The sequence below is a fragment of the Shewanella abyssi genome, from assembly GCF_023284025.1.
Taxonomy (GTDB): domain Bacteria; phylum Pseudomonadota; class Gammaproteobacteria; order Enterobacterales; family Shewanellaceae; genus Shewanella; species Shewanella abyssi.
Window position 1 is genome coordinate 1 of record NZ_JAKIKR010000004.1, and the last position, 17,982, is coordinate 17,982.

Here is a 17,982-nt window from a genome sequence, read left to right on the forward strand (position 1 = left end):
CTCGCTGGAAAGAATCGAATTATTGCGGCAATGAGGCAATCTAAAGATTCTCAGAAAGAGTACAAAAATAGACAATCGGGTTGGTAGTTGGGGCATTTGCTCAATTTGTGATCCGCTTCACAAATAGCCTATCTATTCGGGTAGGCTTAAATGATGAACCATACGTTAAGACAACCTTAGAGCACAATAGTCGTGGGGATGCTATATAACGGTGTGGCGAAGTATATGGTAAATACTCGCTGCAGTATAAACCGACCCCTTGGTTATATTAATTTTTTAAACAAAAAGCCCCGCTTTTAAAGCAGGGCTTTGCGCATTTTAAAGCTTTTATTCACCCGCTAGCATTCGGCTATGCGTGGCTAACTAACACCAAGCGAACTGCATCTAGCTGTAGCTGGCTACCATCCAAATAACGGTTGAGTTCACTCATTTGTCCACTGAGATGGGTTAACTCTTCCTCACGGATATTCGGGTTAACCGCTTTAAGGGCTTTTAGTCGCTCAAGCTCAGTTGATAGTTGTTGCGTCATCTTCTCACGAGCGCTTTCGGTTAGCGATTTAAGCTCTTTTGCTGCAAAGGCTTCACCTTTGGCAAACAACGGATGCAAAATGACTTGTGACGCGCTGACTAACTTACTGGCTATATGGCGATTAACCGCGCTCAGTTGTCGATCGAAGCTTTCGTAAGTCACTTTTTCAGACAAATTATTACCCGTCTTATCTAGCAAGATACGAATAGGGGTCGGCGGCAAATAACGATAAAGCTGGCTCGATTTTGGTGCCGAAGCATCGGCCATATAGATCAGTTCTAAAAATATAGTGCCAGCGGGTAAGGCTTTGTTCTTTAACACCGCAACACTGGTGGTGCCAGTTTCAGAAGAGGTAATTAAATCTAGCCCGGTCTGCACTAGCGGATGTTCCTGAGTGATTAAGGCTATATCGTCTCGAGACAGTGCAATATCACGGTCGAAGGTGACCGTAATGCCATCTTCTGGTAAACCAGGGTAAGTTGGGAACATCATATGTTCACTTGGACGCAGTACAATGGCATTTTCACCACTGTCTTCTTGCTCAACACCTATGATGTCCCATAGACGAATAACCGAGCCTATTAAGTGAGTATCTTGATCTCTTGCAGCCAGACTTTCGACCAACTTGTTGGCACGTTCGCCGCCATGAGAGTTAATCTCAAGCAGCTTATCGCGCCCTTGCTCCATCGCCACTTTTAGCTCTTGGTAACGCGCTTTGGTGTTATCGAGTAACGCCTCAAGGGTTGAGTCATCGCTGCTAACTAAGCTCTCAAGCAATTCGCCTGCAAATTCACCAAACAGAATGTGACCACTTGGACAAGTGCATTCAAAGGCATTTAGACCTTGGTGATACCACTGCATTAGTCGTTCTTGCGCGGTACCGGCTAAATAAGGTAGATGGATCTCAACATCATTCTTTTGCCCAATACGGTCGAGACGACCAATACGCTGCTCCAGCAGATCTGGATTTAGGGGTAGATCAAATAATACCAAGTTGCTGGCAAACTGGAAGTTACGCCCCTCAGAACCAATCTCACTACAGATCAACGCCTGCGCGCCACCGGTTTCTTGTGCGAAATATGCGCCCGCTTTATCACGCTCGATAATCGACATACCTTCGTGGAATACGGTGGCCTGAATACCTTCACGGGTACGCAACGCCTCCTCTAAACTCAGGGCTGTTTCAGCTTGGCTGGCGATAATAAGCACTTTCTTGCTGCGATTGGCCTTAAGGAACTCAATTAGCCAATCAACACGGGGATCAAACTTCCACCAACTGGCACTGCTGCTGTCAAAATCGTGGTAGATTTTTTCAGGGCTGAGTACTTGTCTCACCTTGGCGTCAGTGTTTAAGTGTTTGTTCATCATTGCGCTAACGCGAGAAGCGGTTACGTACTGCTCTGGCATCGCTTGGGGATGAATATGCAGGTTACGAGTTGGGAAACCTTTTACTGATGCACGACTGTTACGGTATAGCACGCGGCCAGTACCATGACGGTCTAGTAGTTCTTGTAGCATCTCTTCACGGGCCTGATGACGTTTATCATCGTCTGCGCTTTCGTCTTGAATGAGGTTAATGCTGCCACTGATATCTTTTTCCGATAACAGTTCAGTTAGGCTCGCAATAGCCTCACTTGAAAGCGAATCGCCGCTGGCTAGAACATCCGCAGCGGTGGCGACATCTTTATAACCCTCTTCCTCTTTTAAGAAAGCTGGGTAGTCATAAAAGCGGTCAGGATCGAGTAAACGCAGGCGGGCAAAATGACTCTGGTGACCTAATTGGTCGGGGGTTGCAGTCAATAGCAATACACCCGGAACCACTTTACTTAAGGCTTCAACAACTTTATAAGCACGGCTTGGTGCATCTTCAGACCACTCTAAATGATGCGCTTCATCAACGACCATTAAGTCCCAGTCTGCATCTAATGCTTGTTCTAAACGTTTTTTCTTACGTAATAGCTCAAGTGAACAGATAACCAATTGCTCAGTGTAGAAAGGGTTGTCGTTATCAGCATAAGCTTCAACGCAGCGGTCTTCGTCGAAAACAGAGAAGCGCAAGTTAAACCGGCGTAGCATCTCGACCAGCCATTGGTGGCGCAAGGTATCTGGCACAATGACCAAAATACGTTCCGCGCGGCCTGTAAGCAGTTGTTGATGAATGATCAAACCGGCTTCAATGGTTTTACCTAGACCCACTTCATCGGCCAGTAATACCCGCGGCGCAAAACGTTGCCCGACTTCATGAGCAATCCACTGCTGATGGGGGATCAATCCAACTCTTGGCCCTTGTAGTCCAAGTAGATCAGAGGTGGCCAGCTTATTTCTCAATAACTGGCACTGATAGCGCACACCGAAACGATCCATGCGATCTATTTGACCTGCAAATAGACGGTCTTGCGGTTTATTAAAACGAATATTGTGATTCAATAACGTTTCACGCAGGCTAACTTGTTCGCCTGTTTCGTTATGAGTGCCGTGGTAGATAATAAGGTTATCTTTTTCTTCAACTTCAGTGACGGTCAAGCTCCATTCGTCATGGCTCTCTACTTTGTCGCCTGGATTGAAGATAACGCGTGTTAGCGGGGCTTCTGCACGAGAAAATAATCTATTCTCGCCAGTCGCAGAAAAAAGCACAGTGACCATGCGGCCTTCCATAGCGACGACTGTACCCAAACCTAATTCAGATTCGGTATCGCTGATCCAACGTTGACCTAGGGAAAACGGCATTTAAAACTCTCATATACTGGGTGAATCACAAGGGGGGCGTATGTTATAACAATCTCACACATTTTGAAATTGAACCTACTAATATTAGCCTAATTCTGCGGACGATAGATTATAAATCATCCAGTTGAATGTGAGTATTTTTTTGTGTCATCAACTTGTCACGTTATCGCGATAATCATCAAACCTTGGCTTACGATTAAAAACCCTACTAGGTCATTGAAGCTCGGCTATATTGGTGGCAGTATAAAGTTAATGAAATGTAACCAATATCGGTCATAAAGGAGCTTAATTTATCTCGTAATCAAAACTAATGCACCATTGGAGGCGCCATGGAACAAGACGACAGAAAGTTGTTTGTACTGGATACCAACGTATTACTGCATGAACCTTTGGCTATTTATTCATTTAAGGAGCATGACGTAGTCGTACCAATGACAGTTCTAGAAGAACTGGATCTCATTAAGGATAGAAAGAGAGACGTCAGCCGCGATGCAAGGGTCGCGATTAGAGCATTAGAAGATATACTTGGCGGGCAAACGACCCCCGAGCAAATTGTGCAAGGCGTGCCATTGCCTAGGCGAGAAGATCACAGTGATGCCAACGGTACCTTGTCGATTTTCCCCGACCATCAAATCGAATTTACCATTGGCAGTATGCCAGGTGATAGTAACGATAATCGCATTATTAACACTGCATTACATCTACAAAAGACACATCATCCCCGCACCGTCGTTCTTGTGACCAAAGACATCAATATGCGCCTGAAGGCAAAAGGTGCCGGTATAGAACGCGTTGAAGACTACCGCACCGACCAATTAATCGATGACATCCGTTTTTTAACCAAAGGCTTCCATAAATTTGACGGTGACTTTTGGCAACATACCGACGATGTCACCACCGAGAGTAATGGTCGCCATACGGTGCATACGGTGCCAATCGATAAGCTCGGTGACGATATCTTTTACACCAATCAATACTTATTGGATGAGGGTAAGGAGTTCTGTGGTCGCATTATTGAGAAGACCGCGACCGAGCTTAAGTTTTTAGATCTCGGCCAAGAACGATTGATGAACCTCAATGCATGGGGCATTAGGCCGAAGAATATCTACCAAGGCATGGCATTGCAGGCGCTATTGGATCCGGCGATTGATCTGGTGATCCTAACTGGCCCTGCTGGCTGTGGTAAAACCTTACTGGCGATGGCGGCCGCACTGGAGATGGTGGTGGAGCGGGGTAAATATGAAAAAATTATCGTCACTCGAAACACCCCTGAAATTGCCGAGTCAATTGGTTTCTTACCCGGCACAGAAGAGGAGAAGATGACGCCTTGGTTAGCGGCGATTACCGATACACTGGAGGTGCTACATAAAAACGATGTTAACCCCAGTGGTAGCATGAACTACATCATGGACAAGGCCAATATCCAGTTTAAATCTATTAACTTTATGCGCGGTCGTTCTATTCAAAACTCGGTGGTGCTGCTTGATGAGTGTCAAAACTTAACCGCGTCGCAGATCAAAACCATGATCACCCGCATGGGAGAGGGAACGAAGCTGATTTGTAGCGGTAATTTGGCGCAGATAGATTCAAACTATTTAACTGCGGTAACTTCTGGCCTGACATACATTGTTGAGCGCTTTAAAGATTTTGACGGTAGCGCCAATGTCTATTTAAATGGCGTGGTTCGCTCACGTTTAGCGGAGTTTGCCGAAGAAAATCTATAAGCTCAATAAGTCGCTTTAACCTAGAACATCGTAAACTCAAAGGCCTCACTCATATTGCGGCCTTTTCTCCACTTACCCGTTAGATTTTAATCTAATATAGAGTATTCCAATAAGCTATCTTCCTGATAAGATACTATTAGCTAGCATACCAAGATAAGCATCTGCTTAGGCATTGGCACTAATGATCACGCATTGTGATTGAGTATTACCAAGGGTTGTAAATGAAACCGACTGATCCGGCTCCGCAGTTAAAGTCACCGATACAAAAAAACTATAGTAGAGCTGTTTTTTACACTTATATCGGTGTGATTATTATGGCCTTGCTGACAGCAGGGCTCTTTTTTGAAAGACAAAAAACCCAAGTCATGGAGCAGCGTGAAGAGCTCGTCGAGCGTCACGTTATGCAGATTGATTTGCTGCTTGAATCCAGTATTCGAGCGGTTAAAAGCTTGCGGAATGTTGCCATTGACCATCTAAAACTGGGTGAGTTGGTGCGTAAAGACCGCTTACCTCAGTATGAAAAGTTTGATGAAAGTGGCCAGTTTTTTACCCTTGAACCCAACTATGCCCATACCGGCGACCCATTCACCAGTATGGGGCGGATCACTGGAGCGGGCTCTCTCAATGGGCGCAGCGATAAATTTTACCAAGAACTGGAGATGCTATTTGAACTATCGCTGTCGTTTCCCGTCGCAAAAGAAGCCGCGCCAAAAGCATCATCGGTTTACTACATCTCCAAGCGCCGCATCATGTCCTATTATCCGTGGCCATCGGATGAGCAACGTTTTCGTGATGAACTGCTTAATAAGAAACAGTTTCAGCTAGCAACGCCTGCAATGAATCCGCAGCGCAGTATCTTTTGGAGTCCAGCGTATGTAGAGCCGACTAAAAAGGGCTTGCTGACAACATTAGGCGTTCCTATCTACCTAGAAGATGAGTTTATCGGCTCAATCAATTTAGACATGACACTCGCCGAACTGACTAAGCAGATCCGTCTCTATTTTAAAATGCCGGGTACCGTTATCTTGCTAGATCAAGACAACAATATTTTGTCTCACAGCGATATCGATACCTCAGACTTTAGTCGGGTCTACCATATTAGCCAGAAGATCCCTTCCGAGCTGCACTCAATTCCAGAGTCTGAATTGTTTGATGCCCATGAAGGTATCATTCGCAATGGTTACTACATTCACTCGGTCGCTCTCGCTAATCCACCTTGGCGCTTATTGTATCTGCAAGATGTGGATGATCTATTTAAGGACTCTTGGGAAAAACTAGAGCTGTCATTTGTATTAGTGGTGATGGCTTTATCTGTCTTGGTCACCATAGTGCATTGGCAGACCCGTCGCTCATTCGTTAATCCCGCGACGCGATTGTTAACTCATTTGGAAGAGTGCTCGGCTGAGCCGATTAAGCCCCCGGAGAAGATCACTGAGGGCTGGGCCCCCTGGTTCCAGTTGGTGAGTCGGATTTTTGAAGAGAATAAGCAATATACCCGACATCTAGCCGAACAAAATCGGCGACTTGATAAATTGGTTGCCCAGCGCACTGAACGCCTTAAAGACACCACTGAGCGGCGTGAGCAAGAGTATGCTTTGCTGCGTTCGCTACTCGATTCGATCCCCGAAGCCATTGTGTTTAAAGATAAAGATGGTCGTTATTTGGGTTGTAATAAATCAGCAGAGCGCATGCTTGGCTACACCGAGAATGAGCTTATCGGTAAGTACGCTGATGCACTGATACCGAGCGAGCAAGCGGTTCGTATTCGAGCGGAAGATGAAAGAGTCCTCACCAACCGAGTACCACTGCGTTACCAAGAGAAAGTGGAATTGGCGGGTAAGTCAGTACTGCTTGATACCCTGAAAATTCCATTTTATAACCGCCGTGACGAGCTATTAGGTTTGATTGCGGTATGGCGTGATGTCACTCGTGAGTATGAATCTGCAGAGCAGCTACGTTTGTCTGAAGAGCGTTATCATCTGGCAATGGATGCAGTAGAAGATGGTCTGTGGGATTGGTATTTAGATTCAGAGCAAATTATTTGTAATCCAGCTTATTACTCCATGTTGGGTTATAAGAGCAATGAGTTTCCTGCGTTAGTGTCAACAATCGATGAGCTTATTCATCCAGATGATCGTCTGCGAGTAGAGGAGCATCGTAACGAGTATTTGAGCGATCCCGTGGGTACCTACGATGTAGAATTTAGAATGCTGGGTAAAAGTGGCGAGTACCATTGGCTGCTGTCTCGTGGACGAGTGGTTGAGTATACCGCGACCAATCAACCTAAACGTATGGTGGGCACTCATAAAGATATTACTCGCCATAAACGTAACGAAGTCGCCATGCTTGAAGCTAAGCAAGACGCTGAAATGGCAAACCTTTATAAGAGTGAGTTCTTGGCCAATATGAGCCACGAGATCCGCACGCCGATGAACGCGATTATTGGTATGTTACAGCTGGCGCAGCGCACGTCGTTAACGGCGCAGCAAAAAGATTATCTCGAAAAAGCGGGTTTCTCTGCTCATTCATTACTGCGGATTATCAACGACATCCTCGATTTTTCTAAGATTGAAGCCGGTAAACTAGAGCTTGAACGAGTAGCATTTCCCCTCGATAAGGTGCTGGATCATGCACTGAATCTCAATGCCCTCAAAGCGCAAGAGAAGGGGGTTGAGCTACTGCTGTATGCCCCTGTCACTGCAGGGCTTATCCTTGAGGGCGATCCACTGCGTCTTGGGCAAGTGTTAATCAACATGCTCTCTAATGCGGTTAAGTTCACTCAGTCAGGGGAGATAGAACTTGGCTGTGAAGATGTGGGTGAGCGAGATCATCGTATTACCCTTAAATTCTGGGTCCGCGATACGGGTATCGGGATCAGTAAAGAGCAGCAAGCCATTTTGTTTGACGCCTTCGCCCAAGCGGATGGCTCAACCACGCGTAAGTACGGTGGCACCGGCCTTGGGCTGTCTATCAGTAAGCACCTAGTGTCGATGATGGGCGGCACCATGCAAGTTGAAAGTGAGATTGGGGTGGGAAGTAGCTTTAGCTTTACCATTAGCTTTGAGATTGCCGAAGAAGCCGAAGTACTGCCATTAATCGTGCCGGCAACGTTAGGCAACTTAAAGACCTTAGTCATTGACGATAACCCTACCGCACTGCAGATCTACTCTAGTGTGATGCGAGATTTTCACTTCTCGGTTGATACCGCTGCGAGTGGCCCCGAGGGGTTATATAAGCTCAGTAAGAACCCAGTCGATCTGCTACTGCTCGATTGGATGATGCCTGAGATGGATGGTATTGCGGTGATTAAAGAGATCGACGCCATGGTGGCCGCAGGCAAACTGGCTAAGCGTCCAGTGATCATCATGATGACAGCTTACGCGGCAGAGCCGATGCATAAAGATGTAGAAGCCTCCAATGTATTTGCCTTGCTGCAAAAGCCCTTTAAAGCATCATCTCTGTTTGATGAAATTATCTCGGCATTCTCTGATGAACCTAGTTTAAATCAGCTGCCGGAGGTGATTGAAGCTGTGGCAGATAAAGACGCTGGCTACATATTGTTGGTTGAAGATAACTTTATTAACCAGCAGGTTGCGACTGAGCTGCTGAAGAGTGCGGGTTATACGGTCGATGTGGCCGATAACGGTCAAATAGCCTTAGATATGATTGATGTGGCGAATTACGATGCGGTACTCATGGATATTCAGATGCCGGTTATGGATGGTTTAACGGCCACCAGAGAGTTGCGTAAACGTTATCCAGCATCAGAGCTGCCCGTTATTGCGATGACGGCCCACGCCATGTCTGGCGATAGAGAAAAAAGTCTGTCAGCAGGCATGAACGCACATATTACTAAACCTATTGTACTCAACGAGTTATTTGAAACAATCAGTCATTGGATTGATGAATGTGGCAGGAAATCATAATCTGTTAATGTTTTTAAAATAACTATTCATATAGGCTTGCTTTAATGTAAGCCTATTTATTAAGCTAACTGATAATAAAGACTATTGTATCGATACAATAATAAAGACAACTGCATCGGTACGGTAACGAATAATAAGGCTCAAGGAGAGACCATGAAACCCTACAAACTTGCGCTGGCAATCGCCTTGGCGACAGTGCCATTGACCAGTTCGTATGCTGCAACTAACACCACATCTATTATTAAAAAAAGCCAAGCAGCCACCGGTTTCATTAACCTGTTCTACCAGAAATCTTCCGGTGATCTCTACATTGAAGCCAATAAACTCAATCAACCTTTTCTATTGCTTACCAGCTTACCTCACGGGGTCGGTTCCAATGATATTGGTCTCGACCGAGGCCAGCTAGGCCGTACTAGAATGGTACAGTTTGAGCGCCATGGCCCATATCTTATTCTTAAACAGCTTAATACGGCTTACCGCGCCAGTACTGATAATGCCGCCGAACAGCGAGCTGTGAAAGAGGCATTTGCAGAATCTATTTTGTGGCGCGGAAAAGTGGTTACCGGTAAACGAAATATCGTCGCCATCAATGATCTGGTCGTTAACGATTTGCACGGTATTAGTGATGTCCTAGAGCAAACCAAGCAGGGCAGCTATACGCTGGATAAAACTAAGTCGTTGATTTTACCTGAAGGGGTGAAGTCATTTGAGCGTAATAGCGATGTGGATGTACTACTGACCTTTAATAGTGCCAAAGAGGGTAACTATGTCGCCCAGGTAACCCCTGATGCAAAGCACATGTCAGTGCGTTTACGCTACTCGTTTATCGCGTTGCCTGAAGAGCAGTATCAAACCCGCGCATACCACCCAATGAGCGGTTACTTATCCGATGATTATCTCGACTATGGCACTCGTGTCGACCAAGATATTCGCCAACGCTTGCTGTTACGCCACCGATTAGAAAAAGTTACCCCAGGCGCCGCGCCGAGTCAGGTTATCAAACCGATTACTTACTACCTAGATCCGGGTGTGCCCGAGCCTATCCGCTCAGCGCTGCTTGAGGGCGCAAGCTGGTGGGAGGATGCCTTTACCGATGCTGGTTTTATCAATGGCTTTAAAGTCGAGCTATTGCCAGAAGATGCCGACCCACAAGATGTGCGTTATAACGTCATTCAATGGGTACACCGCGCAACACGCGGTTGGTCTTATGGATCTGCGGTGACCGATCCACGCACGGGTGAAATCATTAAAGGTCATGTCACACTGGGCAGTCAACGCGTACGACAGGACCACCTTATAGCTCGCGGTCTCACTGCTGGCTGGGAAGATCGAGCTGCAGCTGACGACGCCGCAATGGCGTTGTCACTGGCGAGAATAAGACAGCTTGCAGCCCATGAAGTTGGCCACACGTTAGGCTTAGATCATAACTTTGCCGCATCGAGCAATAGCAATGCCTCGGTGATGGACTATCCGCACCCCATGATCACCATTAATGGTGGCAAGATTGATATCACTCAGCCTTATGATGAAGGTATTGGCGTTTGGGACAAATATACCGTTGCTTATGGCTACGGTGAGTACTCAGATCAAGAGCAAGAAAAAACAGCACTGACTGATATGCGTGCAGATGTTGAGCGTCAAGGGCTTAGATATATCGGTGAAGCTGACTCAAGAAGTGCTGGGGCAAGTAACGCTTATGCCAGCTTGTGGGATAATGGCAATGATCCGGTTGCGGAATTGAGCCGACTAAGCGCCGTGCGGGCTAAAGCGATAGAAGATTTCTCTGCCGAAGCACTATTAGCTGAGCAACCCAAGGGTGAGCTCAGTGATGCCTTTGTACCTATCTACCTATTAACTCGATTCCAAATCACCGCAGCAGCCAAGTTTATCGGCGGTACCGACTACACCTATGGTGATGGTGTGGATGGTCAGTCGTGGCACTATCTTGCTCCCGCGCTACAGCAGCAAGCGTTGCAGGCAGTATTGGCGACCATAGCGCCGAGTGAGTTGACCATTACTGAGTCACTGCAGCAGAGGCTTGTGCCTAAAGCGGGTAATTATAGTCATACCCGAGAGAGCTTCCACTCAGGACTCGGCGTGGTTGCAGACCCACTGGGAATGGCTGAAGTATTAAGTCGCCATGCGCTAGCGCAAATTTTTGTGCCTGAGCGACTGAATCGCGTTAACCAAGCCTATCTTAATGATAAAGAGCAGTGGTCGGTGTCAAAAGTGACCGATAAAGTCTTAGCTAAAACCGTTTTTGCTGATATGCCGACGGGCGCTGAATTAGGTGTGTGGATGCGCGTCAATGCCGTCACGCTAGATGTGTTGCTACAGGCATATCATAACGACAAGACTCGACCTGAAGTTAAAGCGCAGCTAGCAGAGCGTTTGAACTACACCATTAAGCAATTAAAGCGCAAAGTGAAGCGTGTCAGTGCGTACCAAGCTGCGCACTTTGCTTGGTTACAGCAAGGCATTGAAAAGGGCTTGAACGACGCCAAGGTTAAGCTTATTGCTAAGCCTTTACCTATGCCACCGGGTTCACCTATTTAAGCCCACATTGTCTTTTGCAAGTGACAAGAAAGCGTTTGGTGTAACCAAGCGCTTTTTTATTGGTGACTAAATGAAACTATTCTTACAGGGCCCTGTCTATATTTGAGTAATCACTCTATTTGTGCTGAAATTTAGGAACTCTTTTGCTTAAACGAATAACACATCTGTTTTTAGTCATCTCGTTGCTGGGGCAATTTTTGCTCACGCCGGCGATGGCGTTGCCAGATCTGTTACACACAGTAAGCAAAAATCAATCTGCGACATCGGAGTCATATCCACAGCAATTCTCTTCAGTAAGCGCTGATTCAAACGTGATTGATTTTGTCATCGTGGCTTCTGAAACCGCTGAGTCGCAACAGCAATTAGCTCAATTTGGCGATTTAGACACCAATTACCCACTCGATTGTGAAACATTTTGTCAGCAATTGGCGTCAGGACATTGTACGACCCACGGTGGTTGTGCATCAGGCTTACACCACCTTGTTTCGCTAGCCTTACAATTCAATCTCGAGAGTGAAAGAATTATTGATCCGCTATGGTCAGTTAAAACAGTTACCCTTCATATAGTTAATCCCCCTCCAACAGCATAGGCACTAACATAGTTTTAAACTTTTGTATGTTATATGTATCAAATTGCAAAATTTGTCCCTTTTTTGTTCTCTAAAGCAGGTAGATCACTTAGACTGGTTGTTAACGAAAGTGGGCAAATTAGATTGGAGTTGTATATGAAAATGTTAACCAGCGTAGCCTTATCTGTAGTTATTACCTTAGTTTCGACCTCAGCGATGGCTGAACGACCAGATTTCTCTAAAACAGCAGCAGCACGTGCTGATTACGATTTTTCTAAAAATGCACCTGCTGCAGAGCAGCCAAACAATATTCAGCGGATCTCAAATCGTCATGATTTTTCAAAGACGTTAGCGGCGACTAGCGCTTACGATTTTTCGAAAAATGTAAAGTCAGAAATCCATCAGCATCGTCATCCGACGACCCAACATGATTTCTCTAAAACTGATGCAGCGAAAGAGTCATTCATGTAATCGCTACCGCGGTTGAGCTTTGTTTTAAAAAAAGGGTTACTCAATGAGTAACCCTTTTTATTGATGTTAATGACTGCTTACTCACTATCCTGGCGGCGACCTAAACGGTAAGCATCGGCAATACCAATAATCCAAGTTAATATAAAGCCTGCGGTGGCTAAGTTAATCCAAATCGCTTCATTGCCCACCGGCGCTTGGGTGACTGCGCTGTAGATGGCATCAAGTTGCAAGGGGATCTCACCATTAAGGATCTGCTCTGAGATTAATTGTGCGCGCTGGTAAGCGTGCCAGCACAAGTAGGATAAAGAGGCGATAGCGGTGACTAGAATGAGATTGCCTACCCCTCGCTGCTTTAAATAGAAATGCCCCGCGCCAGGACAAATAAATGCCGATAGCAAGGCTGCTTTTACTGAAGTCTTCATGGTCTGTCCCTGGGTATATGCTGCTGGCTAATCGCGTTTATTCAAGATCGATACGGCGAATGGCTTGCTGTAAAAAACTCACCTGTTGTTCAAGTACTCGGCGACGTTCATCTTGTTGTTTATAGGCTTCAAGTTGGCTATTAACCCCTGCCAACTCCTGCACTAACCAACCTCTTATCATCAGGTAATAACGCGAGTCAGTGCCATATTGGTAGATCAGTTCGAGGGAGTCGGCTTGCGGAGTGGCAATCGCTTTATCGATAGCCTTTACCATGACTCCAATCTCACGCTCTTGCTGCGCAATAGGGGAGCCGCAATCAGCTAACACCGGGAATGACAGTAAGCTGCTACACAATAACGTAGTGGTTAATCTAACTGAAAGGCCGTGATGATTGAATTTGGAGCGTTTCATAAAGCCAACCGTCAATGTAGCGTGTGGTTACATTAACAGCCTCGGATACTGATTACTCATAAAATTTTGTTCATCAAGTGACTGAACGCATTAAACATCAAGTCGATAAAAGTACTCAGGCCCAACACATTAGGGTGTTGGGCCTGAGCTGCCGGGAAGCATTTTTTATAGCACTTACTTTATCGATCTATTGGGTTATTTAATCCGTAGTAACCTCCTTATCTCGCTTGCTTGGGTTGATAAGGAATACGAAATGCCAATGTATAGGTGACGGGCAATATGATTAACGTCAATACAGAGGCGAAGCCTAAACCGAAGATGATGGTAATGGCCATTGAGCCAAAGAAGGCATCCGATAGCAGGGGGATCATCCCTAGCATGGTGGTAATCGCCGCCATTAACACGGGTCTTACTCGGCTCACGGCTGAATCCACAACCGCTTGATAGGCTGCTTTCCCTTGTCGCAGCTCAAGGTTAATTTGATCCACCAGTACAATGCCATTTTTAATGATCATGCCAGTTAAGCTCAGTAGACCCAGCAGCGCCATAAAGCTAAAAGGAGCATCAAATAATAGTAAGCCTGACACCACACCGATTAAGGCCAGTGGCACGGTAAACCAAATGACCAAGGGCTGTCTTACTGAGTTAAACAACAGTACAGTAATTAAAAACATCGCTAGAAAGCCCAGTGGAATAGAGCTAAATACACCCGCTTCAGCCTCAAGTGAGGTTTCATGATCGCCGCCCCATTCCAATTCATAACCACTTGGCAGTTCAATGGCTTCTATACCAGGCCTTACCTTTCTAAAGACGGAGTCCGCCGTTTCACCAATGGCATTTGCCGGCTCTGCCAGTACTGAGATCGCCCGTTTACGATCGCGGCGCATGATCAAAGGATCTTCCCACTCTGTAGTAAAGTCTGATACCACTTGGGTAACAGGTACAAAGGTGTTGTTTTCACTGCTCCAGACTTGCAGCTTCCACATACTCTCGGCATCGAGTCGCTCGCTGGCTGGAGCGCGGGCAATAATCGGCATCAGATGGCTATTTTCACGGTAAGTACCAATCTGTTTGCCGCCGAAGTTAGTCTGTAAGGCGTTATCCAAATTTTGCTTACTAATACCGGTTTCTCTGGCTTGTGCCAAGGCTAATTGAGGTCTCACTAGCATGACTTGATTGCGCCAGTTGTGTCGTATGCTAACGACTGTAGGCTCGGCTTCAAAAACAGCCTCTGCTTGGGCTGCGAGTTGACGCAACACTTGCGGATCTTCACCAAAAAAACGCGCTTCAATTTTAGCGGCCGGCGCGGGGCCATTTTCCATATACTTAATGCGGTATTCCGCTTCTGGATACTTAAGGCTCAGTTCACGCTCAAGTGTGCGCATATAGTCGTTTAGCGTATTGAGATTGCTCATCTCAATCAGTAATTGAGCGTAGGCGCTGTAGCCCTTTTCAGGCACATACGATAGGCCAAATCGCTGCGCGCCTTGGCCGACAACGGTGGTTAAATTGACTAAACCTATGTCGTGTACTGCCTGTTGCTCCAGTAGATCGGTTTCGATACGCTTTAGCAGCCTTTCTGTCGCTTTGATATCAGTGCCTTCGGGCATCCACACATCGACAAAGAACATCGGCGTGTTCGATGCAGGAAAGAAAACGTTCTTCACATGGCCAAAACCGAAAACAGATGCGATCAGCGCGGTAATAACCAAGAGTACGCTGACGGCTCTAAAGCGCATCGCCAGATTGAGAACGTTGCGGTAAAGCACGAACAACCATCCCTTGTAAGGATCATCACCCTGATCTTCATCCACTGCGCCATCTTTAAACATCAAGTTGCAGAAGAAAGGCGTTAGCGTCATCGCTGTGATCCAGCTGATAGACAATGAAATCAACAATACTTGGAATAGTGATGCACAAAACTCGCCGGTGGCATTATCTGATAAACCAATCGGCGCGAAGGCGATAATCGCGATCACCGTGGCACCCAGTAATGGCCACTGGTTTTGATTAATCACTTGTTTAGCGGTCTCCAACCTTGTTTGACCGCGTTTAATCCCAATTAATATCCCCTCGGTAACCACTATCGCGTTATCAACCAGCATACCCAGAGCAATAATTAATGCGCCGAGCGAGATGATTTGCAGCTCAATATTGAACACATTCATCACCACGAAGGTGCCCGAAATAGTCAGCAACAGTACCAGCCCCATCAGTAGGCCTGAGCGCACACCCATAAAGACAAGCAGCACGCCAATCACAATGGCTATCGATTCGGCTAAGTTGATTAAAAAGCCATTAACAGTATCATCCACCATCTTGCTTTGATCGTAAACGGTATCAAGTGTCATGCCGATAGGCAGCTCACTATAAAGCTCAATCATGCGTGCATTAACGGCTGCGCCAACATCGACCACGTTAACACCGCGGGAGAACGAAATTCCAATTGATAGGGCATTCTTACCCCCCGCATGGTAGATACTTGATGGCGTCTCTTGGCTATCTTTATAGACCTTAGCTATATCGCCTAAGTAGATAAGTTTTGCGCTGCCAGGTGGGCTAATCAATAAGCGCTCCATTTGCTGCAGGTTCTCAAATTCCCCCGTGGGATGAATACGGATACGGTTATCACCCACTAACATACTACCGGCATTAGAGACCACGTTCTGGCCGTTGATAAGGCCATAGATATAGTCTTGGTCTAGCCCCAGCGCGCTAAGCTTTTGTTGCGAGATCTCCACCACCACTTGCTCGCTAATAATCCCAGCGATGGTGACTTTTTTAATCCCCTCAACCAAGACCAGTTCTCGTCTTAAAAAGTCAGCGTAATTTTGCAGCTCGCGGCTGCTGTATCCTTCACCGCTCACATTGAGCAAAATGCCGTAAACATCGCCAAAGTCATCGATCACTTTAGGTGCCATGGCGCCCTGGGGTAACAACATTGCTTTGTCGTTTATTTTACGGCGCACTTCATCCCATATCTGCGGCAGCTCATCGACGCCGTAGTTCTCCTTCATTTCAATCTCGATTTGCGACAAGCCAGCACTGTTGATCGAAGTAATGTGCTTAATGCCGTCGAGTTGTTGCAAGGCATCTTCAAGCGGCAGTGTCACCTCCTCTTCTACTTGCTGCGGCGATGCGCCAGGGTAGCTCGTCACTACCAATGCGTTTTTAAGCGTAAACTCTGGGAATTCCAGTTGACCTAAACTGAAAAAAGAGATGCTGCCACCCACAAGTAACAGCAAGGCAAACATCCAGCTGATCACTTTGTGAGTAATGGAGTATTCGGCAAAATTCATCGAGATAACCTCTTGTAAAACATGTTCGACATCTCTGCCGCAATCACTTGCACCGCGCCAGCTTTTAGCGCTGTCGCTGCAGTCATTGGGGCGACAAAAATGTCGTTATTCGAATGGGATAATAAGGGGGTGTAGGACTAACTCGGCTTATACGCCGCGCTGCCAGCGCAGAGGTTTTACCGTTAGGCCTTCTGAAAGGTACTGCACACCGGTAACAACAACCTGATCGCCCACGTTTATGCCGTTAGTAATTTCTATTCCATTAGTGGTGATCCTCCCGAGAGTGACTACGTGCTGAGTCACCTTGCCTTGGGTTTCGTCATAGGCCCACACCACATGTTGGCCATCTTGGTCACGCTTCGCAATGGCGCTGGCAGGCAATACCGCTTTAACCGTTACCGCCATCTGTGGTGATATATCTAAGGTCAACTCGGCGCTCATTCCGGGTAAGACTGTCATATCGCGAGGGTGTGGCAGAGTAAACACCGCTTCGTAACTTTGCGTGCCAGGTGTTACTTGAGTGGCGTGTTCTTTGAGACGCACCGGGTAAGCAACAGCCGGATTATTGGCGAAACGTACCGCAGGTTGAGACGCGGCATTAGGGTTGAATTGAGTGATTTGTCCAGCAAGCGATTCAGGCACTTGAATGACGATGTCGATATAGCGGTCTTTTTGCAGCACTAATATTGACTGGTTTGCTTGTACCATCTGGTAGTTATCGATCGCTATTTTGGCGATAGTACCAGCATAGGGGGCTTTAAGTTCGGTATAGCTAAGTTGGTCTTGCGCGTTGGCTAAGTTAGCCTGCGAAGATTTTAGCAGCGCTTTGGCGGTGTCATAGTCAGCTTGTGAGATAAGCTCGCGACGTAACAGTTCACCTTTACGCTCAAAGTCGGCAGCTGCAAGTTCATGGTCGGCTTCGCGGTTAAGCAAGGTATTGCGTGCATCACGGCTGTCGAGGCGGGCGAGCACCGCGCCTTTTTTAACGGTATCGCCTTCATAAAGCGAAAATTCCACCAAGTGGCCGGACAGTCTAAAGGCCAGCTCCGCCTGATTGGTGGCGGCGACTTTAGCGGGAAAAACACGCACTGAGCTGGCGTTAGCATCTGCGATCTCAAGCAGCTTTACTGGCCGTATCGATAATGGGGCAATTTCTGTGGACTCAGCGCTGCAACCCGATAATAAAGTAGAGAGAACGATAAGTGAAAGGGCTGTTTTCAGGTGTTTCATAAACTGAGTTCCATATTTTGTGACAGGATGTATTACTAAGGTTGCTAAGATAACAGCCATTTTGGTTGAGTAAAATGGAATTGTATGGAACTATGGGTTCCATATAGTGGAACTATT

At 46.6% G+C, this 17,982-nt stretch carries 10 protein-coding genes; 5 read left to right on the forward strand and 5 right to left on the reverse strand.

Annotation, left to right across the window (positions count from 1 at the left end; all coding sequences use genetic code 11):
• Positions 1-349 precede the first annotated feature (349 nt).
• The gene (rapA, locus tag L2755_RS02960; protein WP_248979271.1) at positions 350-3,256 is read right to left on the reverse strand and encodes an RNA polymerase-associated protein RapA; all 2,907 of its coding nucleotides are present in this window, start codon (positions 3,254-3,256) and stop codon (positions 350-352) included.
• Between the two features lie 329 nt (positions 3,257-3,585).
• Between rapA and L2755_RS02965 the strand changes: the two genes are divergently transcribed.
• The 5 genes from L2755_RS02965 to L2755_RS02985 all read left to right on the forward strand — a co-directional run bounded on the left by L2755_RS02965 (position 3,586) and on the right by L2755_RS02985 (position 12,502).
• Positions 3,586-4,980 (forward strand): PhoH family protein, encoded by a 1,395-nt coding sequence (locus L2755_RS02965; RefSeq protein ID WP_248979272.1) that lies wholly within the window; start codon positions 3,586-3,588, stop codon positions 4,978-4,980.
• Between the two features lie 221 nt (positions 4,981-5,201).
• Positions 5,202-8,906 (forward strand): response regulator, encoded by a 3,705-nt coding sequence (locus L2755_RS02970; RefSeq protein WP_248979273.1) that lies wholly within the window; start codon positions 5,202-5,204, stop codon positions 8,904-8,906.
• A 153-nt stretch (positions 8,907-9,059) separates the two neighbouring features.
• The gene (locus L2755_RS02975) at positions 9,060-11,462 is read left to right on the forward strand and encodes a zinc-dependent metalloprotease (protein ID WP_248979274.1); all 2,403 of its coding nucleotides are present in this window, start codon (positions 9,060-9,062) and stop codon (positions 11,460-11,462) included.
• Between the two features lie 143 nt (positions 11,463-11,605).
• Positions 11,606-12,052, forward strand: coding sequence for a hypothetical protein (locus tag L2755_RS02980; RefSeq protein ID WP_248979275.1), 447 nt, complete (start codon positions 11,606-11,608; stop codon positions 12,050-12,052).
• A gap of 135 nt (positions 12,053-12,187) precedes the next feature.
• Entirely contained in the window at positions 12,188-12,502 is a 315-nt protein-coding gene (locus tag L2755_RS02985) for a hypothetical protein (RefSeq protein ID WP_248979276.1), read from the forward strand.
• 77 nt (positions 12,503-12,579) lie between these two features.
• Here L2755_RS02985 and L2755_RS02990 read toward each other — a convergent pair whose 3' ends face one another.
• From L2755_RS02990 to L2755_RS03005, 4 genes are all read right to left on the reverse strand, one after another.
• On the reverse strand, positions 12,580-12,924 hold the full coding sequence (locus tag L2755_RS02990) for a DUF6677 family protein (protein ID WP_248979277.1): 345 nt from the start codon (positions 12,922-12,924) through the stop codon (positions 12,580-12,582).
• Positions 12,925-12,961: 37 nt separating this feature from the next.
• Positions 12,962-13,336: a hypothetical protein gene (locus tag L2755_RS02995; protein WP_248979278.1), complete on the reverse strand. Its 375-nt coding sequence runs from the start codon at positions 13,334-13,336 to the stop codon at positions 12,962-12,964.
• 218 nt (positions 13,337-13,554) lie between these two features.
• Positions 13,555-16,635, reverse strand: a complete 3,081-nt coding sequence (locus tag L2755_RS03000) for an efflux RND transporter permease subunit (protein WP_248979279.1) — start codon at positions 16,633-16,635, stop codon at positions 13,555-13,557.
• A 147-nt stretch (positions 16,636-16,782) separates the two neighbouring features.
• A complete protein-coding gene (locus tag L2755_RS03005; RefSeq protein ID WP_248979280.1) occupies positions 16,783-17,865 on the reverse strand; it encodes an efflux RND transporter periplasmic adaptor subunit in 1,083 nt (360 codons plus the stop codon).
• Between the last annotated feature and the right edge of the window lie 117 nt (positions 17,866-17,982).